The sequence below is a fragment of the Frigoribacterium sp. Leaf172 genome, from assembly GCF_001424285.1.
Classification (GTDB): Bacteria; Actinomycetota; Actinomycetes; order Actinomycetales; family Microbacteriaceae; genus Frigoribacterium.
Genome location: NZ_LMPB01000006.1, coordinates 43635 through 62928, shown reverse-complemented (window position 1 = coordinate 62928; position 19294 = coordinate 43635). Strand labels below are relative to the sequence as shown.

Genomic DNA, 19294 nt, shown 5'->3' with positions numbered 1-19294 from the left:
CCTCCCGACCCCGAGGAGCCCCGTGCGCATCGCCCAGATCACGTACTCGACGAAGCCCCGCGGCGGCGTCGTGCACACACTCGCCCTGTCGGAGGCCCTGGCGCGTCGGGGCCACGACGTGACCGTGTGGACGCTCGGCCGGGGCGGTGACGACGCGTTCTTCCGCCGCGTCGACCCGGCGGTGGAGGTGCGGGTCGTGCCGTTCGCCGCGCGGGACGACGAGTCGGTCGGCGACCGGATCCGACGGTCGATCGAGACGATGGGCGCCGGGTTCGCGACCGAGCGCGCCCGAGCCGCGTACGACGTCGTGCACGCGCAGGACTGCATCTCCGCGAACGCCGTCGGCCCGTGCCTCCGGACGATCCATCACCTCGACGAGTTCACGACGCCGCAGCTCGTGCGCTGCCACGACGAGGCGATCCGTCACCCCATCGCCCGACTCTGCGTCTCGGCCGCCGTGGCAGCCGACGTCGAGCGCGGCTGGGGGGTCACGCCGACCGTGATCCCGAACGGCGTCGACTCCGCGCGATTCGCGGCGGCCGCGGCCTCCGGTCCCGCGAGCGACGCCGGCAGGGCACGCTGGCGCGAGCGACTCGGCGACTACGTGCTCGCGCTCGGCGGCATCGAGCCCCGCAAGGGCAGCATCGACCTCGTCGAGGCCTTCGCCCGGCTGCACGCCCGGCGACCGCACGTCCGACTCGTGTTCGGCGGCGGTGAGACCCTGTTCGACTACCGGTCGTACCGCGCCGCATTCGACGAGCGGGTCGTCGCGCTCGGGCTCGACCCGGTGATCCTCGGCGTCGTCGACGACGACGATCTGCCGGCGCTCGTGGCTGCCGCCGGGGCGCTCGCCTTCGTCTCGACGAAGGAGGGCTTCGGGCTGGCCGCCATGGAGGCGCTGGCCGCGTCCGTGCCCGTCGTCGCGCGCGACCTCCCGGTGCTGCGCGAGGTCTTCGGCGAGACCGTCGCGTACGCGACCGACGACCGGTCGATCGAGGAGGCGCTGATCGCCGCCCTGGACGGCACCGGTCCCGCAACCCGTCCCGGCCGCGACCTCGCGGCGACGCACGACTGGGACGACGTCGCCCGAATGCACGAGGACTTCTACGCCGCCGTCGGGAAGGAGGGCGATCGTGGTCAGGCAGTCGATCTCCCGCGTCGTCAGCGGTCTCGCTGAGGCCGACCCGCACCGCGTGGTCGTCCGCGACGACACGGCGACGCTGACGACCTCGGAGCTGGACCGCGCCTCCGACGCCCTGGCGCGGGCCTACCTCGACCTCGGCGTCGGCCAGGACTCGCTCGTGACGGTCGCCCTGCCGAACACGGTCGAGACGGTCGTCGCGTGCGTCGCCATCTGGAGATGCGGGGCCACGCCCCAACCCGTGTCGCTCGGGCTCGGCATCGCCGAACGGGCCGAACTCGAGGAGCTCGTCCGCCCCGCGCTCGTCGTCGGGTCGCGGTCGTCGTCGCCCGACGTCCCGTGGCTGCCCGCCGGGTGGGTTCCCCCCGCCGTGTCCGCCCACGACGGGCCCCTGCCCGACATGTGGGCCGCGAGCTGGAAGGCGCCGACGTCGTCCGGCTCGACGGGGCGACCCAAGGTCGTGATGGCGGCCGGCCCCGCCCTGATCGATCCCGACGTCGCCGTCGCGCCCTTCCTGCCCCGCGACCAAGTGCAGCTCGTCTCCGGGCCGTTGACCCACTCAGCGCCGTTCACGTACGCGTTCCGCGGCCTCCTGACCGGCCACGAACTCGTGCTGCTGCCCCGCTTCGACGAGCGGGACACGCTGCGGGCGATCGCCGAGCACCGGGTCACGTGGATGATGCTCGTCCCGACCATGATGCACCGCCTGCTGCGGCTGCCCCAGGCCGAACGGGCGGCAGCCGACCTGTCGTCGCTGCAGACCGTGCTGCACCTGGGGGCCCCGTGCCCACCGGATCTCAAGCGCCGGTTCATGGCCTGGGTCGGCGCCGAGCGGGTCGTCGAGGTCTACGCGGGCAGCGAGTCGAACGGCGTGCTCGCGATCCGCGGTGACGAGTGGCTCCAGCACCCCGGCAGTGTCGGACGGCCCGCCGGCGGCACGACGGTCGCGGTGCGATCACCGGCCGGCGTCGATCTGCCGACCGGCGAGACAGGACAGGTCTGGCTGCGGCGCGAAGGCGACCCCACCTACCGGTACCTCGGCACCCCCTCGATGCGCACCGATGACGGTTGGGACACCATCGGAGATCTCGGACGCCTGGATGACGACGGGTACCTGCACATCGTCGACAGGGTCGACGATGTGATCCTGCGGGCCGGCGTGAACGTGCACCCGAGCGAGGTCGAGAGGATGCTGGAGACGCACCCAGCCGTCCGGAGCGCAGTGGCGTTCGGTGTCGCCGACGACGACCTGGGCCAACGCATCGAGGCCGTGGTCGACGTCGCCGGCGCGACCGTGACCACGGCGGAGATCCTGGCCTGGGTGCAGCAGCGGCTCGACCCGGCCAGATGCCCGGCGACGGTGCGCATCGTCGACGAACCCGTCCGGAACGACGCGGGCAAGACGAACCGACGGACCTGGGCTGCGCGGACTCCACCTCGAGGGGCCGACACGGCGTGAACATGCTCGCGGTGCACGCCCGACGACGGTCGGGCGGAACCGACCGAGCAACCGACCAGGCGCCTGCTCTTCGGAAGCGGGTCGATCAGCGGCGTGCTCGCACCAGCCTGCTCGGGCCCCCTCAGCGCCGGTAGGCGGCCGCCGGGTGCGTCTCGGGGAGGCGCGGGCCGCCTCCCGTGAGCCGCTCGCGCAGGGTCTCCCCCGGCACGTACGCCTCGCGGACGCGCCCCCGGCGGCGGAGCTCGGGCACGATCAGCTCGACGAAGTCGCGCAGCGTGTCGAACGAGTGGTACTGGCGGAGGTTGATGCCGTCGATGCCCTCCTCGTCGAGCCAGCGCTCGATCTCGTCGACCACGACGGTCGGCGTGCCGGCCACGAAGAAGGTGCCGCCCCAGGCCTCGTCGACGGAGTCGACCAGCTGGCCGACGGTGATGTCGAGGGGCAGGGAGGCGGCGCCCGGGTGGTCGAGACGACCCTCGATCTCGAGGGCCTCGCGCACCGTGCGATCGCTCGGGTGGGACAGCGCGTCGAACGGGACGCTGCGGTGCACGAGCCGCCCCTGCGCGCTGGCGGACGACCGGTACAGGGCCAGCTTCTCGGCGACCTCGGCGTCGGTGCGCCCCGTGATGACACCCGCCTGCACGATGAACCGCACGTCGTCGGCGGACCGGCCCGCCTCGACGGCCGCCTCCCGCGTGGCCGCACCCACCGCCTTGACCGCAGGGCCGCCCGTGAAGACGACCTCGGCGTTGCGGGCCGCCTGCTCGACGCCGTTCGGCGACGCCGTGGCGAGGAACAGCACCGGCGTCCGCTGGGGCGACGGCTCGCTGAGATGGGGCCCGGCCACCCGGAAGTGCGCACCCTCGTGATCGATGGCGTGCACCTTGGCGGGGTCGGTGTAGACGCCCGAACCGGGCTCGAGACCGTCGGCGCCGGGGTCGGCGACCACCGCGTCGTCCTCCCACGAGCCCTCCCACAGCTTGTAGAGCACGTCGAGGTACTCCGCCGCGCGGGCGTAGCGCTCGGCCTTCGGGATCTCGGCGTCGAGGCCGAAGTTGCGGGCGGCGTTCGGCAGATACGACGTGACGACGTTCCACCCCACCCGACCCTTCGTCAGGTGGTCAAGCGTCGACATGCGCCGCGCGAACGCGAAGGGGGGCTCGTAGCTGGTCGAGAACGTGATGCCGAAGCCGAGGTGCTCGGTCACCGCCGCCATCGCGGGCACGACGAGCATCGGATCGTTGTTCGGAGCCTGGATCCCCTCGAGCAGGGCGGGCGCGGGGCTGTCGCCGTAGACGTCGTAGGCCCCGAGCACGTCGGCGATGAAGATCGCGTCGAAGCCGCCGCTCTCGGCCAGGCGCGCGAGCTCGAGCCAGTACGCCAGGTCCTTGTACTCGCTGCGGTGGTTGTGGGGCAGGCGCCAGAGACCGTGAGTGATGTGCCCGACGCAGTTCATCTCGAAGAGGTTGAGGATGAGCTGCTTCGGCGCGGAGGACTCGGTCATGCGTCGATCCTGCCCGATCCGATCGTGACGCCGCTGCGCGATGACCCCCGGTGACGCGTCGACGGCCGCGCCGCGCCTCCTCGGCCATCCCCGTGTGCGGATCTCCCGAGGCCCGCGCGGACCGCGACCTGGAGGCCGGAGGGGCGGAAGGCGCGGACGGGCCGGAGGCGCGGGTCAGGCGTCGGGGCGCGAGTGACCTCCGAGGGTGGGGACGGATCCGGTGCGCGACGGGATCGTCCGGATCGAGCCCGTGACGACCGCCACGGACGAGGTGATCGTGCGGAGGTTCGAGGTCGACAGCGACACCTGCGAGTGGCCGTCGGTCGGGAACCCGCGCCGGGCCAGCAGCACGACGACGAAGCTCCCGGCGACGACGATCGACGCGGTGAACGGCAGCGCCGCCAGACCGGTCATCTCGAACGCCCGGGCGCCGAGCGCGGCACCGGCGGCGATGCCGACGTTCGAGCCGGCGTTGATCAGGGCTCCGGCGATGTCGGGGCTGACGCCGCCGGTGCGGATCGCCGCGGCCATGAACAGGGTGCCGGTCGTGCCGTTGGCCGCCACCCAGACGCCGGCGACGACGAAGGTGCCCACGAGCGAGCCGTGCACGAACGGCAGGGCGCCGAGCGCCAGCGTCATCACCGCGACGGCGACGAGGAGGGTCTGCCGCGGGGCGCGGTCGACGAACGCCCCCGCGACGAGGAGGCCGATCACGCCGGTGGCGCCGAGCACGAGCAGGGCCGTCCCGGTCGAGCCGGCACCGAGCCCCGCGCCCACGAGGTACGGGCCGATGTAGGTGTAGACGACGTAGTGCCCGGCGAACAGCAGCAGATCCGCGACGACGACGGCGAGGAGTCCGCTGCGGGCCCACGACGCGACCGAGCCCATGTGCGGGTGGGCCTCGCCCCGGACGGCGGGCAGGAACACCAGGGCCACGACGGCGAGGAGCGCCGAGGCGATCGCCACTCCCGTCACGGCGAGGCGCCAGCCGACCTGGTCGCCCACCGTCGTGGCGACGGGCACGCCGATCACGAAGCCGAGTGAGCTGCCCGAGTAGACGAAGGCGATGGCCCGCCCGGCGAGACGGGGAGGCACGATGCGCGTCGCGTAGGCCGACGCGACCGAGAAGAACAGGGCGTGCGCGACGCCCCCGACCACGCGCCCGGCGCAGAGGAACTCGAAGCTCGGGGCCAGCGCCACCATGAGGTTCGAGACCGTGTAGCCGACGAGGGTCGCCACGAGCACGGCCTTGCGCGGCACGCGCGCCGTGGCCCGGGTCAACGGCAGCGCGAGCACCGCGACGGCGAGCGCGTAGACGGTGACGACGACGCCCATGCGCGACTCGGCGACGCCGAGATCGGCGCTCATGGTCGAGAGCAGGCCGACGGGCATCAGCTCGGTGGTGATCGCGAAGAAGGTGGACAGCCCGAGCACGGCGATGCCCACGACGGCGGACGGGGTCAGGGTGTGCGGCTGCTGGTGGGTCGTCCGGCTGGTCGTCGACGACGGACGGGTGAGGGTGTCGGTCACGGGCGTGCCTCCGGTTCGGGCGGAGAGCGCGCACGACGAGACGACTCGTCGGGAGGACGCCGCCACGAGGCGTGCCGGGGCACGGGTCGCGGGGGCGATGCGCACTCGCCGCGATCGTTGCTGACGGGTGGGAAGGGGGATTGCCACTCCACGACGAGGGCGCTTCATCCAGTGTGACATATCCCCCTCCCCCGGCCGCAAGCCCCGGAATCGGAGGCGGCGACGGAGGCGCGCCCCCCACGGTCATGCAGGGCGACGGAGGCGCGCCCGCCCCCGGTCACGCGGGAGCGACCTCGTCCCGGGCCGCCGCGAGCAGATCGGAGAGCACGTCGCCGCGCGCCCCGGCGTCCTCGGGGTGCCACTGCACGCACCAGAGCGGCGCCGCGGTGTGCTCGAGCGCCTCGACGGTGCCGTCGTCGGCCCACGCGACCGCGGCCAGCCCGCCGCCGAGCCGCCCGACGGCCTGGTGATGCGAGCTCCGCACGTCGAACGCGTCGCCCCCGAGCCGGGCCGCGAGATCGCTGGCGGGGTCGAGCCGGACGTCGTGATCGACCATGCTGTCGTCGGGCGCCCCCGCCCGCACGTGGGCGTCGCCCGGCAGATGCTGCACGAGGTCGCCGCCGAGGGCGACGTTGACCAGCTGCATTCCGCGGCAGATGCCGACCGTCGGGACCCGCGCCTCCACGGCTCGGACCACGAGGGCCATCTGCGCCCGATCGGCCGCGGGGAACGTCTGGGCGCGACCGGGGTACTCGGCCTGCCCGTCGTAGAAGACGGGGTCGACGTCGTCTCCGCCGGTCAGCAGCACGGCGTCGGCTCGCTCGAGCTCGGCGAGCAGCCCCTCGACGCCCGCCGCCTCGGCCGCGACGCGCGTCGCGTCGAAGCCCGCCTCGTCGGCCGCCCGCAGCACGCTCGCCGTCAGCGCACGGAGCTCGGCGTGGAACGCGGGGTCGTCGCGACCCTCGTCGCTCACGTCGACGACCAGGAGGAGGGGGCGGGAGGCGCGGGTCATGTCGGTCATCATGGCACCTCGACGTGATCCCGAGAAAGTACTTGCCAATCGAGAAAGTACTTTCTAGTCTGTAGTCACACGACCGAGAGGAAGAGATCATGACCGACCGCACGTCGCTCCCCACCCCCGACGAGGCCCGCCGACTGCTGTCCGACGCCGACAGCACCGGCCGGCAGGCCACCGCCGCCGCCAGCTGGCCCGCCGTCGCCGTGCTGCTCGCCTTCGGGTCGACGCTCTCGCTCGGCACCCTCGCGCTCGGGCTCACCGAGGGCCGGAACTACCTCGTGGCGATGGCGGGTCTGCTCGTCTGGATCGGGGTGATCATCGCCTTCCAGCTGGCCTTCCTGCGATCGCACAAGGTGGGCTTCGGCAAGCGCTGGGTCGGCTACATCGTCGGCCTGTTCGGCGTCCACGTCGTCTCGATGGTGGTCGTCGCGGGCTCGCAGGGCGAGAGGGTCGTCGCGACCTGCCTGCTGGCCGGCGCCCTCCTGGTCGTCTCGGTCGGGTGCGCCCTGGTCGAGGCCCGCGAGGCCCGGCGATGAGCGGCGAGCACCCCCGTCTGCGGCTGTCGGACACCCTCCATCAGCCCGTGCGGTTCTCGATGACCGCCGCCCTCGCCGCCGCCGAGCAGCTCGACTTCCGCGATCTGCGCGACGCCGTCCAGGTGAGCGACTCGACGCTGAGCAAGCAGATCGCGATCCTCGAGGACGCGGGCTACGTCACCGTGAAGAAGGGCTTCGTCGGCAAACGGCCCCGGACGTCGCTGGCGCTGAGCACCGAGGGCCGGGCGGCCTGGCACGAGCATCTGTCCGTGCTGCGCGAGATCGCGTCGGGAGCGACCCCGGGCGACTAGCGTCGGAGGGGTCGCTCCGGCCCTGACCGCGTCGACAGAGAGGGACTCCATGTTCGAAGCCGAGAACCTGCGTGACTGGATCGGCCTGCCCGTCGTCGACCCGAACGGCGACAAGGTCGGGACGCTCGAGAGCATCTACTTCGACACGTCGACCCAGCTGGCGACGTTCGCCACGGTGCAGGCCGGCATCGTCGGCAAGAAGCTCCTCTTCGTGCCCCTGCAGGGCGCGGTCGTCGCACCGAAGCACCTCAAGGTGCAGTTCGACAAGAAGATCGTGAAGGACGCCCCGTCCATCGACACCGACGGCGAGCTCGAGGCGTCGCGCGAGCCCGCCCTCTTCGAGCACTACGGCCTGGCCTACTCGGTCGGCTCGACCGGCGAACGGCGCCTCGGACGCCGCTGACACCGGGAACGACCGACGGGGTCGGCGTCGTCTCAGGACGACGCCGACCCCGTCGGTCGTTCCGAGCCCGCTCAGCCGCGGACGGCCTCGGGGTCGGTCAGCCGGTAGAGCTTCGCGGTCGGGCTCGTGTAGACGACCTCCCACCGGTCGTCGTCGGCGAACGCCCGACCGAGCTCCTGGTAGTCCGCGTAGGTCTGGAACCCGTAGCGCTCGTCGTAGGCGCCGAGCACGTCCGAGACGATGACGTAGTACTCCGACGCCTCCCAGCCGACGGCGAACTGCTCGGTGAGGTCGCGCTCGTCCTGCACCGCGTCGTAGCCGGGGCCCGTCTCGGCGTACCCGTTCAGCGACTCGCGGGGCACGTACTGCAGCCGGTCGTACTTGGCCGTCCGGGCGCCCGGGGTCGCGTTGCCGTTGCCCGGCACGAGCAGGGCCGCGTAGGGCGCGGCCTCGTTCTCGAAGGCGAGCGTCGCGCGGGTCGTGTCGACGCTGGCCACGCGGTTCCAGTCGAGGGCCGTGTTGCCGTAGACGTTGACGCCGACGACCAGCACGAGGGCCGCCGCGAGGGCCGAGACCCCCAGCCGCCGCGAGAGGCGACGGGGCCACGGCAGCATGGCGGCGAGGATGCACAGCCACGGGGCGGCGAACAGCGTCACCCGGAAGATCCCCTCGGCGCCGTAGTTCGTCACGATGATCAGGCTGACCGGGCTGGCCGCCGCGAGCACGAGAGCCCATTGCTGACGGGACTTCCGGTGGAGCACGAAGGCCGTCAGGGCGGCGAGGCCGACCAGCACCAGGACCACCGCGGGCAGACCGAACGCCAGCTGGTTGACCAGCGGCTTGCCGAGGGTCGCCCCGTCGTGCTCCGGCGGCGCCGCGTTGTCGAGCACGTTGCCCGCCGCGGAGGGGATGAGGAACGTGCCGAGCACCGACCGGTTGGCGAGGGCCCAGAGCACCGCCGGCACGAGCACCAGCGCCGGGGTCCACCACGGACGCACGAGCCGGAAGACGACGAACACGCCGAGCGCGGCCGTGGTCAGGTAGGGCGAGATCTGGTGCGTGACCGCCAGGGTCGACCCGAGCACGAGGATCGCCGCGAGCGACCACCAGCCGACCACGCCGGAGGCGCGGGGCCGGGTCGAGTGGGCGGGGTCGCCCTCGGCGACCAGCTCGCCGGGGTCGGCCGGCCGGCTGCTCGACGCGAAGGCCGTCTCGGCGGCGGGACGACCGGCGCTGAGAGCCAGCGCGCCGATGCAGAGCGAGAGCACGATGCCGAGCGACTGCGGCGAGAAGTAGATGGTGTTGAGGGTGAGCGTCAGGGCGAACAGCCCGCCGGCGAACCAGGCCCGGCCGTCGTGCGCGAGGAACCGACGCGCCAGCACGGTGGCCGCGAGGGCGATCACGGGGGTGATCATGACCGGCCACCAGGTGGCGATCATCATGACGTCGCGGATCCCCGCCACGTCGGCGACCCAGGCGATGCCCGAGAACAGGCCCGCCCACGACTGGAAGATGTCCGTGCCGAGGGTCACGCCGCCGTTGACGCGGATCGAGTCGATGACGCCGACGTGGCGGGCCGCGCTGACCATGGTCGGGGTGCCGTAGACGATGGCCTGCGAGAGCACGACCACCCCGCTCAGCACGAGCAGCGGCAGCGCCGGGCTGCGGTGCGTGACGAGGGCGAAGACCGCCGCGGCCACGAGCAGGGCCAGGCCGACGAACCAGCCCGGGCCCTCGAGGGTGAAGAGGCCGCCGGGCGTCGGGTCGCTGCGGACGAGCAGCGACGACCCGATGACGAGCACGAGGGCCGCCGCGGTGGCGAGGGGCACCCAGGGCAGGCGACCTCGGGAGCCGGCCCGCGCCTCCTCGGAGTCCGCCGAGAGGCCGGACGCCCCGTCGTCGGCACGCGCCGCGCGGTCGAGTCCGACGGCCATGATCTCGCGGACCGTCGCCGTGGCCAGCAGCACGATCGTGACCATGACGACCGTGGTCATGGTCCCGGTGGGCTGCCAGAGGCCCGTCCGCGCCATGGCGGTGCCGATCAGCACGGTCGACGAGAGACTCGTCACCACGGCCACCAGCACGAACCGCGACGCGCGCATCGGCGCGGCGAGCAGGGCGGGCGCGATGCCGAGCTCGAGCAGCAGGAACACCGGGACGGCGATCTCGCGGAGCGCGGTCGCCCCGGTCGCGAAGCCGAGGCCCATCACGACGAGGGTGCCCCAGACGAGGCCGGCCGCGGCGAGCCGCCACGCGGGCGTCATCACCGCATAGGCGTCGCGGGTCGGGACGAGGGTCGGGTGACTGCGTCTCGCGAGGTCGGGGTCGGCGCCGTCGGGGCGCGCACTCGCGAGGGCAGAGTCAGCTCGGGTCACGAGTGATCTCCAGGGGTAGCCGCCTCTCCGCACGGACGGCGCGCTCGACCGACGGGTGTGCACGACCCTGGGTGGGGGTCGTCCCATCGGCGGGGTACAGAGCGCCGAGTTCGGGTCGGCGTGGTTCGGGTCGTCGCCGTACTCGTGGGTATCGGGCAGGGCGGCTCATGACAGGGTAACCTCCGGAGACCCTCGAGCGATACGCCCCATCCGGTCTCGGACAGGTGAACAGTGGACTACGAACGGGTTTCCCGGGGGGGTGCCCCTCGCTCGGGGGGTGTAACGTCGCGAGACGGACACGGCGCTTGACCAGCGGCACGCGGCGGGTGATGATCAGTCGACCGCCGAGTCGCGGCGGGCGAACCCGAGCCCGCCTCCTCGACGGCCGTATCCGAAGGAAACGACGACGTGCCGACCCACGAGAGGCCTCATGAGCGCTCTCGACGACGCCGGACGCGCCTGGCCGTCACCGCCGTCGTGGCCGTCTCGGCCATCGCTCTCGTCGGCGTGCCCCTGCTGGTGCTCGACGAGGACTCCGGCGCGATGACCCCGTTCAGCGTCGGCCCCGATCCCGCGCGGCGGCCGCCGGTGCCGACCGCGGCCCCGACCACGGTCGCCCCGCAGCCCCCCGTCGACACGACCACCGACCCGCCGGCCCCGACCGCCACCCCCGCGCCGGCCGATCCCGTCGATCCCGCCGTCGATCCGGCCTCCGGCGAGTCGTCCGCCCCCTCGGCGGCCGATCAGGCCTCGCCGAGCGGCGAGGCGGCCCCCGTCGGCGATCTGCCCGGCTGGACCCAGACCTTCGTCGACGACTTCGACACCCCCGTCGACCGGGGGTCGTTCCCCGGCCCGTACGCGAGCTCGTGGCTGCCCTACGACGGCTTCACCGACACCGCCGACATCGGCACGTACCGGGCCTCGGCGATCTCGGTCGCGGACGGCATGCTCTCGCTCGGGGTCTCCGCCCTCGGCGACGACATCACCTCGTCCGCCGTCGTGCCTCTGGTCGACGGGAAGTGGGGCGGGACGACGTACGGGCGCTACAGCGTGCGCCTCCGTTCGGACCCGGTGCCCGGCTACAGCGCCGCGTTCCTGCTCTGGAGCGACGACAACGACTGGGACGACGGCGAGATCGACTTCCCCGAGGGGCATCTCGACAAGAACGTCCGGGCCTACAACCACACGCCGGGCGACCCCGCCGAGAACTCGTTCGCGCGCCGCACGGCCGTTCCCTTCAGCGAGTGGCACACGTACACGATCGAGTGGAAGCCCGACGAGATCGTGTTCTCGATCGACGGCGTGACGATCGGGACGACGCGCAGCGACATCCCGACGGCGACCATGCACTGGGTCATGCAGATCGAGACGTCGAAGAAACGGCCCCCCGAGGGGGCGGCGGGCGCCGTTCAGATCGACTGGGCCGCGATCTACCGCTACGACGGCTAGGTCCGAGGCGCGACCCCGCGCGACCCCGCCGGGCGGGCGGGAGCCGGGGAGGCGCGGGTCAGCGCCGCGAGGCCCCTCCGCCGCGTCCGTCGCCGCCGTCCAGCCGCCGCGCGAGCCGCCGGCTCCGCAGGTACGCGATCGGCCCGGTCGGGTAGTGCCGCAGCTCGTTCAGCACGAGCGCCCGGGGGTAGGCGTCCTCGAGGCCGGCGGGACGCGCCTCGACCTCGCGCGCCGCGCCTCCGGAGATCCGCGACAGGCTCTGCACCGCCATCGACCGGACGGCGAGGGGCAGCTGCCAGGCGAGTCCCGCGATGTGCCGCGGGTCGCCGAGCACGAGCGACGTGAGCATGGCCGTGAAGCCGAGACCGTTGCCCCGCAGCTGCTTCAGGAGCTCGTCGGTGCCCACCCGGTGACGGTGATGGACGACGGCGGCCGGCTCGTAGGCGATGCGGCCGCCCGTCCAGAGCACGCCCACGAAGGCCGCGAGGTCCTCGCCGCCGCGCGCCGGGGTGCCCGTGCCGAGGGCCAGGTCGAATCCTCCGATCCGCTCGAGCGCGCTCCGCCGGAACGACATGTTCGCCCCCGCGCCGTACGCGCCGACGCCGTAGACGGCGAAGCGCCGGACGATCTCACCGCCCTCGGACACGGTGATGCGCGAGCCCCGGACGAGCCGCGACGAGCACCGTTCGGCGTCGAGCACGAGAGGACGCCAGGTGCGCTCGCCGCTGAATCCGCCGTAGTAGCGCTCGAACCAGATCTGCGCCGGGGTGTCGAGCTCCGCGGGCAGGATCAGACCGGTCACGACGTCGACGCGCGGGTCGTCGACGAAGCGCTGGGCGAGCTCGCGGAGCCAGTTCGGCTCGACGCGCACATCGTCGTCGGTGAAGACCACGATGTCGCCGCGCGCGGCCGCGACCCCCGCGTTGCGACCCGCCGAGATCCCCTTGCGGGGCTCGTGGATCGTCCGAACCCGGGCGCGGCCGGCGACGAGACCGGGCAGGACGTCGTCGGCCGGGACGACGGGGCGGTTGTCGACGATGAGGAACTCGACGTCGGGGTAGTCGACGGCGGCGAGCCCGTCGAGCAGCAGCTCGAGGTCCTCCCGGCGTCCGACGATCGTCGACACGACGACCGTGACGGACGGCAGGCGCTCGTCGGGCAGGCGCGGGGGCCGGGCGGCCTCGTAGCGGGCGGCCTCGTCGCGCAGGTCAGTCAGCGGGGCGAGCGCCTCGCGGGTCTCCCCCGGGTCGGCGGAGAGCACGACGTCGGCCACGCCGATCGGCAGACCGTGCCAGGTGCCGAACACCATGGCCGAGTCGTAGCGGGCGTCGGCCACGAGGTCGGGCAGCGGCTCGGCGAGGTCGACCACGACGACCCGACGGGGTGCCGGCTCGGCGGCCGGAGGGCGCTGGGGGGTCAAGAGGTCTCCTGGTCGTGACGGGACGTCTCGGGGGCGTCCGGGGTGGTCGCGGCGTCGACGGGCAGCGACTCGGGCGGGCGGCGGGCCGCCGACAGACGGCGGAGGAACCAGGGCAGGCAGGCGACAGCGACCACGAGACGCGCGATGTTCCATTCGAGGGTCTGCGGCAGCGCCGTGGTCGCGCCGGCGAAGACGACGCTCGCGAGGATCGTCAGCAGCAGAGCGCCCGACGACCCGTGCCAGGGCACCCGCCTGGGCAGCACGACGAGCTGCAGCGAGGCGAGCACCGAGTAGGCGATGACCGTGGCGATGGCCGCGCCGAGGATGCCGAACGGCGGCACGAGGACGAGGTTCAGCCCGATGTTGGCGACGGCCGCGATGCCGGTGATGACGCCGAGCGTCTTCGCTCGCCGTTCGATCGTCAGCAGACGACCGCTGGCCCCGCCCGCCGTCGCCGGGTACGCCGTGAGGGCGACGACGTAGACGACGATGGTCAGGGTGGCGGGCTCGAACCCCTCGGGCACGAGGATCGGCATCGCGATCGGCGAGGCCAGCGTGAGCCCGATGACGATGGGGTTCAGCAGGCGGTAGATCTCGTCGCGTGCGGTCATGGCGAGTGCGAACCGCGCCGCCTCGTCGCGCATCTTCGCGAAGTGCGGCGCCCAGGCGCTGTTCGTGAACGACAGCAGCAGGATCACCGACGAGCCCACCACGTAGGCCACCTGGTACTGCCCCACGGCGTCGGGGCCCATCAGACGCTGGATGACGATCCGGTCGCCGGCGTTGAGGACGAAGTAGGCGAGGCTCGCGAGGGCGAGCGGCACTCCGAACGAGATGGCGCGGCGGCTCACCCGGCCGTTCACGAGACCGCTGACCAGCGGCCGCGTGAAGACGAAGCCGATCAGCATGGCGAGCGTCTGGCTGATCACGCTGCCCCAGGCGTACGTCAGAGCGCCGCCGCCGAGGGTCAGCAGCAGCGTGAGGCCGATGGCCTGCCCGCCGACGGCCGAGACGATGCTCGTCGTCGCGAAGGCCCGGAACCGGTCTTCCGCGAGCAGCAGCGCCAGCATGACCTGGACCGCCGCCGACGGCGCCGCCCAGAGCATGACGACCAGCACGAGATCGCCTTCGGTGCCGAAGCCGAGCGCCTCGGCCCAGAGCGGGACGGTCAGGACGGCGACCGCCGTGACGGCGAACGAGATCACGAGGCCGACCATCACGAGACCGCGGGCGTTCCGGCCGTTCCCGTCCTCGGCGTGCTGCAGCACCAGGGCCTGGTCGAGACCGAGCAGCGCGAGCACGCTGAGCACCTGGTAGATCGCCTGCGCCGTCGAGAAGGCGCCGAAGTCGGTCACGCCGAGCAGATGCGCGAGGACGGGCGAGACCACGGTGCCGACGACGAGCTGCAGCGACCAGATGACGACGTAGAGCAGACCGCGGCCGAACAGACGCGACTGGTCGGGAGCCGCCTCCGCGCCTCCGGTCCCGGCGTCGTCCGAGGGGACGCCCGCCGCGGCGACGGGAGCGTCGACGGCCGCGTCCGCCCCGGCGGCCTGGGGCCCGCGATCGGCGTCGCGACGCGGGAGGTCGATCGAGCCGGTGCGGACCCGGGCGACGACCCGCGCCTCCTCGGCCTCCGCCTCGTCCTCGGGATGGGGCAGATGGACGGAGGCGCCGAGGGTCTGGGGCGCGAGGGAGGGCATGGCGAACGCGCCGGTCGCCTCGGGGTTCCAGGTCAGCTCGGCGTGCGGCGGCGGATCCGCCGCGGGTGCGGCTGCGACGGGCGCGGCCGCGACGGTCGCGGCGTCGACGGGCGCGGCTGCGACGGTCGCGGCGTCGACGGGCCGGTCGGCCGCGTGGCGCGGGGTCGAGCGCCGCGGGATCTCGGCGGACGGGTCGTCGGGGCTCTCGGGCGGGGCAGACCGCATGGGTGATGTCCTGTCAGGTTCGGGTCCTGGACGCAGCCTGCCCGACGCTTCGGGGGGCGTCAGGGGCGTCGACCGGTCCGAGGGGTAGGCGATCCGGGTCGAGCGTCGAAGTCTGAAGCTATCTCATGGCCGGAGATCGGACAACGCCGCGTTCGGGGCGAAGCCGCGTGCCGCCGGTTCGCGGTCGATCGCCGGCGAGGCACGGGCGGGTGCCGACGAGGCGCGGAGGAGGCGCGGTCAGCGGATCGTCGTCACCACGTCGACGAGGCTCGGACGCGCCGGAGCCGAGCCGAAGCCGAAGCGCACCGGCGGGCTGAGGGGCGCGAGGGGCCCGAGATCGGCGCCGCCCCGCGTGGTCACGGCGGCCGTCACGTCGCGCACCAGCGTCACGCCGTAGTACTCGCGCTTGCCACCGCCGGCCGAGCCCGCCGTCCGCGCACCGCGGACGAGCACCCGCGCGACCGGGTCGATCAGCCGGAGCCACCGCGGTTCGGTGGCGAGACGCGTCGGCACGAGGCGCATGAGCATGCCGAGCGGCGAGATGCCGCCGATGGTCAGCCGGACCGCGAGATCTCCCGCCGTCACCGCGATGCCGCCGTCGACCCGTCGCGTGTCGACGGGCACGACGCGCACCTCGTCGAAGGTGTAGGTGGACGAGACGTAGTCGGCCACCTCGGTCGACGGGGCCAGCAGGAGGCGGTGGCCGGCGCCGTCCTCGATCATGACGTCCGTGAAGCGGCCGAGGGGCGAGCGCTCCCACATGCCGATGACGACGCGGGTGCCCGACGCCGTGCCGATCCCGGCGATCCGGCCTTCGAAGCGGGCTGCGGCGGTGGAGCCGGCGGCGGCCGGGCGGGCGGCGTCAGGGCGGGCGGAGTGCGGGCGACGACTCATGCGGGCGACCGTACGCCGAGGCGGCTGGGGATCAGTAGCCCGCGTCGACGTCGACCACGCCCACGGGTTCGCCCCCGCTCGCGAGGGCCTCGATGTTGGCCTGCACGCGGCCCTCGAACAGCGGCTCGGTCATGACGTCCGTGTTCGCCTGGTGCGGGGTGATGAGCGCCCGGGGCTCGCTCCACAGCGGGTGCCCGTCGGGGAGGGGCTCGGGGTCGACGACGTCGAGGCCCGCGGCCCCGATGCGGCCCTCGGCGAGCGCCGACACGAGCGCGTCGGTGTCGATGAGCCCGCCGCGCGCGATGTTGACGAGCACGGCGGTGTCCTTCATGGCGGCGAGCCGGTCGGCCCCGATGAGACTCGTGGTGCCCTCGGTCAGCGCCGCGGCGACCACGACGACGTCGGCGGCGGGCAGCACCTCGTCGAGTCGGTCCGTGGTGACGGTGCGGGCGGCCCCCTCGACCTCGCGGGCGGTGCGCACCACCATCGTCACCTCGACGTCGAACGGCTGCAGCAGTCGGAGCAGCTCGGTGCCGATGCCCCCGGCGCCGATGATCAGCACGTGGCCGCCGTTCAGCGAGATCCCCCGCTGGGCGCGCTCCCACGAGGTGGCGCGCGCCCTGATCTGCAGCGAGCGCAGCGTGGCGAGGGTGAGGGCGAGCGCGTGCTCGGCGACCGGTGCGCTGTAGGCGCCCTTGGCGCTGGTGAACACGAGCCCGTCGCGCCGTGCGCCCCGCATGGTCTCGAGGTAGGCGTCGACGCCGGCGCTCGGCAGCTGCACGACGGAGACGCCCGGGTGCTCGTCGATCGCCCGGCGCAGCTCGCCCTGGTCGACGCCGCCGGCGACGACGATCATGCGCGTCTCGTCGCCGAGGGGGACCTCCCGGGCCCCGGCCCCGGCGATGGCCCGCCGGGCGGGGGCGGCGCCCCAGGCGTCGGTCTGACCGGCGTCACCTCGGGCGGCGGAGTCGGCGGCGGCGGGCAGGACGGTGACGGCGAGATCGGTCATGCGTCAACCTACCGAGCCGGCCCGGATCGCGTCCCGTCCCCCGGCGTGCGATCGGCCGCGACGAGGAGCCGAGGAGGCGCGGGTCACGAAGCGGTCAGCGCCGGCTCGTCGAGACGGTCGCCCGTGCTGGCCTCGGCCCAGACGACGTCGAGCGAGAGGCCCACCACGCCGGCGACGGCCGCGACGGTCGCGAACGAGGGGGTGGCGATGCGCCCGGTCTCGATCTTGCGGAGCGTCTCGGGCGAGACGCCGGCGGCGACGGCGGTCTCGTTCATCGACCGCGCGCCCCGAGCGCGGCGGAGCGCGGCGCCGAGGCGGCGACCGCGCTCGACCTCGACGGGGCTCAGCGGCAGTCGGACCATGCGCCGATCGTAGCCCGGATCGAGGCGCGGCGGTATAGTTATCGGCGGCCGCACCCCGCACCCACCCCGGAAGGCACCCGCGTGATCGAGATCCTCACCCCCGTCGAACTCCAGCGAGCCCGGCGCACCGGTGCACTGGTGGGCGACATCCTGCACGAGCTCTCGGGCCGTGCCCGGGTCGGCACGAACCTGCTCGAGATCGACGCCTGGGCCCGCGAGATGATCCTCGAGGCGGGCGCGACCTCCTGCTACGTCGACTACGCGCCGTCGTTCGGCCGCGGGCCCTTCGGCCACTACATCTGCACCGCGGTGAACGACGCGGTGCTGCACGGGCTCCCCCACGACTACGCGCTGGCCGACGGCGACCTGCTGACCCTCGACCTGGCCGTGGTGCTCGACGGCATCGCGGCCGACGCGGCCGTCAGCTTCGTGGTGGGCGACTCGCCCCAGCCCGAGAGCGACGCCCTGATCGACTCGACGCGGCGTGCGCTCGCCGCGGGCATCGCCGCGGCCGGCCCGGGCGCGCGGCTGGGCGACCTGTCGGCGGCCATCGGCGACGTGCTGAGCGCCGACGGCTATCCGATCAACGTCGAGTTCGGCGGCCACGGCATCGGCTCGACCATGCATCAGGACCCTCACGTGGCGAACACCGGTCGCGCCGGCCGCGGCTACAAGCTCCGTCCGGGTCTGCTGCTCGCCCTCGAGCCCTGGATCATGGCCGACACCGACCGGCTCGTCACCGACCCCGACGGCTGGACGCTCCGCAGCGCGACCGGCAGCCGCACCGCGCACACCGAGCACACGATCGCGATCACCGAGACCGGCGCCGAGATCATGACGCTGCCGGCGCACCTCCGCGCCTGACCCCGGCCCTCCGCGCCTGACCCCGCACCTCCGCGCCTGACCCCGGCGCGCCTCGCGGCCGCCCGAGCACCGGGCGCACCGCGGGAGCACGATGGGCGCATGAGCGACCACGACGACGAGGCGACGCGCGACGAGTTCGGCGACGCCGTCAACATGACCGCCTCCGAGCTCGAGCGCTGGCTCGACACCGACGAGTCGAAGGAGGTCGGCCAGAAGACCGACGGCCACGAGTCCACGGGTCACGCGAGCGGTCGTCACATCGTCCGCATCCTGAAGAAGAAGCAGGGCGACTACACGGACGACGACCACGCCCACATGCGCAAGGTCGTCGGCTACGTGGCCCGCCACTCGAAGCAGCGCCCCGAGGGCGACGTCACCGACACGCACTGGCGCTGGTCGCTGATGAACTGGGGCAACGACCCCCTGAAGTAGATCCGGATCCGCGGGGCGGGCCGGGTCCGCTCGGGTCGGAAGGAGCCGAGGAGGCGCGGCTAGGCGCCGCCCGGCGGCCGGCGTGCCCGGAACGCCACCATGTTCATGCGGTTGCCGCATCGCACGCTGCAGAACCGCTTCGAGCCGTTGCGCGACAGATCGACCAGCACGCCGTCGCAGTCGGGCGCCTCGCACGCCCGGAGGCGCCCGACCTCGTCGGAGCGGATGACGTCGACGAGGGCGAGGGCGGCCTCGACCCTGATCCGCACCGCGAGGGGGGCGTCGTCCGCCGTCGCGTGCACGTGCCAGTCGAAGCCGTCGTGCCGCACGAGGCGCGGTGTCGCATCGGCGTCGCCGAGCAGGGCGTTGACCTCGCCGACCATGGTCTCGCGATCGAGCGACCACAGTCGTCGCAGCTCCGTCCGCGCCTCGTGCACCTCGCGCAGCTCGCGCTCGTCGTGGTCGATGCGCCCCGAGAAGCCGCTCCCGGCGAGCAGAGCGCCGAGCTGCTCGACCGTCGCGAGCTCGTCGGCGCCCGACCTCGACGCCGAGGCGGACGTGTTGAGCAGCACGACGTCGAAGGCGAGGACGTCGGTCGTGTCAGGGGCGAAATGCAAGTTGACTCCTTATCGTGAGACACCCTAGCGTCAGGATCACCA

General features: G+C 73.4%; 18 protein-coding genes. 8 read left to right on the top strand and 10 right to left on the bottom strand.

The annotated features are described in order from the left end of the window. Window positions 1-22 precede the first annotated feature (22 nt). Both ASF89_RS14600 and ASF89_RS14595 read left to right on the top strand, forming a co-directional pair. A complete protein-coding gene (locus ASF89_RS14600) occupies window positions 23-1177 on the top strand; it encodes an MSMEG_0565 family glycosyltransferase (protein WP_055816186.1) in 1155 nt (384 codons plus the stop codon). Continuing rightward, entirely contained in the window at window positions 1134-2600 is a 1467-nt protein-coding gene (locus ASF89_RS14595) for an AMP-binding protein (RefSeq protein WP_055816183.1), read from the top strand. Before ASF89_RS14600 ends, ASF89_RS14595 begins: the two co-directional genes overlap by 44 nt. Before the next feature lie 121 nt (window positions 2601-2721). On the opposite strand, the gene ASF89_RS14590 is transcribed toward ASF89_RS14595, so the two are convergent. The 3 genes from ASF89_RS14590 to ASF89_RS14580 all read right to left on the bottom strand — a co-directional run bounded on the left by ASF89_RS14590 (window position 2722) and on the right by ASF89_RS14580 (window position 6655). Continuing rightward, on the bottom strand, window positions 2722-4104 hold the full coding sequence (locus ASF89_RS14590; protein ID WP_055816180.1) for an NtaA/DmoA family FMN-dependent monooxygenase: 1383 nt from the start codon (window positions 4102-4104) through the stop codon (window positions 2722-2724). Between the two features lie 174 nt (window positions 4105-4278). Next, window positions 4279-5634, bottom strand: a complete 1356-nt coding sequence (locus ASF89_RS14585) for an MFS transporter (RefSeq protein ID WP_162236441.1) — start codon at window positions 5632-5634, stop codon at window positions 4279-4281. Window positions 5635-5911: 277 nt separating this feature from the next. Then, window positions 5912-6655 carry a gamma-glutamyl-gamma-aminobutyrate hydrolase family protein gene (locus ASF89_RS14580; RefSeq protein ID WP_162240706.1) on the bottom strand — a complete coding sequence of 248 codons (744 nt, stop codon included), beginning with the start codon at window positions 6653-6655 and terminating at the stop codon, window positions 5912-5914. A gap of 89 nt (window positions 6656-6744) precedes the next feature. Between ASF89_RS14580 and ASF89_RS14575 the strand changes: the two genes are divergently transcribed. Genes ASF89_RS14575 through ASF89_RS14565 form a run of 3 tightly spaced genes read left to right on the top strand, consistent with a single transcriptional unit; the run spans window position 6745 to window position 7902 of the window. Continuing rightward, on the top strand, window positions 6745-7188 hold the full coding sequence (locus ASF89_RS14575; RefSeq protein WP_055816177.1) for a hypothetical protein: 444 nt from the start codon (window positions 6745-6747) through the stop codon (window positions 7186-7188). Next, on the top strand, window positions 7185-7499 hold the full coding sequence (locus ASF89_RS14570) for a transcriptional regulator (RefSeq protein WP_055802031.1): 315 nt from the start codon (window positions 7185-7187) through the stop codon (window positions 7497-7499). The genes ASF89_RS14575 and ASF89_RS14570 overlap by 4 nt, the downstream gene beginning before the upstream one ends. 49 nt (window positions 7500-7548) lie before the next feature. Continuing rightward, entirely contained in the window at window positions 7549-7902 is a 354-nt protein-coding gene (locus ASF89_RS14565; protein ID WP_055802028.1) for a PRC-barrel domain-containing protein, read from the top strand. Window positions 7903-7973: 71 nt separating this feature from the next. On the opposite strand, the gene ASF89_RS14560 is transcribed toward ASF89_RS14565, so the two are convergent. Then, on the bottom strand, window positions 7974-10277 hold the full coding sequence (locus ASF89_RS14560) for a hypothetical protein (RefSeq protein ID WP_055816174.1): 2304 nt from the start codon (window positions 10275-10277) through the stop codon (window positions 7974-7976). Window positions 10278-10685: 408 nt separating this feature from the next. Here ASF89_RS14560 and ASF89_RS14555 point away from each other — a divergent pair, with 408 nt between their 5' ends. Next, complete coding sequence (locus ASF89_RS14555; protein ID WP_055802021.1) at window positions 10686-11726, top strand: glycoside hydrolase family 16 protein; 1041 nt, start codon at window positions 10686-10688, stop codon at window positions 11724-11726. A 58-nt stretch (window positions 11727-11784) separates the two neighbouring features. Here ASF89_RS14555 and ASF89_RS14550 read toward each other — a convergent pair whose 3' ends face one another. The 5 genes from ASF89_RS14550 to ASF89_RS14530 form a co-directional block, all read right to left on the bottom strand. Next, window positions 11785-13146, bottom strand: a complete 1362-nt coding sequence (locus ASF89_RS14550; RefSeq protein WP_055816171.1) for a glycosyltransferase family 2 protein — start codon at window positions 13144-13146, stop codon at window positions 11785-11787. After that, on the bottom strand, window positions 13143-15074 hold the full coding sequence (locus ASF89_RS14545; protein ID WP_055816169.1) for a flippase: 1932 nt from the start codon (window positions 15072-15074) through the stop codon (window positions 13143-13145). The genes ASF89_RS14550 and ASF89_RS14545 overlap by 4 nt, the downstream gene beginning before the upstream one ends. A gap of 237 nt (window positions 15075-15311) precedes the next feature. Beyond that, window positions 15312-15968 carry a hypothetical protein gene (locus ASF89_RS14540; RefSeq protein WP_235484152.1) on the bottom strand — a complete coding sequence of 219 codons (657 nt, stop codon included), beginning with the start codon at window positions 15966-15968 and terminating at the stop codon, window positions 15312-15314. Between the two features lie 31 nt (window positions 15969-15999). After that, a complete protein-coding gene (locus ASF89_RS14535) occupies window positions 16000-16977 on the bottom strand; it encodes an NAD(P)-dependent oxidoreductase (protein WP_082490076.1) in 978 nt (325 codons plus the stop codon). A gap of 83 nt (window positions 16978-17060) precedes the next feature. Further along, on the bottom strand, window positions 17061-17339 hold the full coding sequence (locus tag ASF89_RS14530) for a helix-turn-helix domain-containing protein (RefSeq protein ID WP_055802013.1): 279 nt from the start codon (window positions 17337-17339) through the stop codon (window positions 17061-17063). 81 nt (window positions 17340-17420) lie between these two features. Here ASF89_RS14530 and map point away from each other — a divergent pair, with 81 nt between their 5' ends. Beyond that, on the top strand, window positions 17421-18203 hold the full coding sequence (gene map, locus ASF89_RS14525; protein WP_055816164.1) for a type I methionyl aminopeptidase: 783 nt from the start codon (window positions 17421-17423) through the stop codon (window positions 18201-18203). A 99-nt stretch (window positions 18204-18302) separates the two neighbouring features. Beyond that, window positions 18303-18635 carry a DUF3140 domain-containing protein gene (locus ASF89_RS14520; protein WP_055816161.1) on the top strand — a complete coding sequence of 111 codons (333 nt, stop codon included), beginning with the start codon at window positions 18303-18305 and terminating at the stop codon, window positions 18633-18635. A 59-nt stretch (window positions 18636-18694) separates the two neighbouring features. Here the strand turns inward: ASF89_RS14520 and ASF89_RS14515 are convergent, their stop codons facing one another. Further along, window positions 18695-19252 carry a CGNR zinc finger domain-containing protein gene (locus tag ASF89_RS14515; RefSeq protein ID WP_082475446.1) on the bottom strand — a complete coding sequence of 186 codons (558 nt, stop codon included), beginning with the start codon at window positions 19250-19252 and terminating at the stop codon, window positions 18695-18697. Between the last annotated feature and the right edge of the window lie 42 nt (window positions 19253-19294).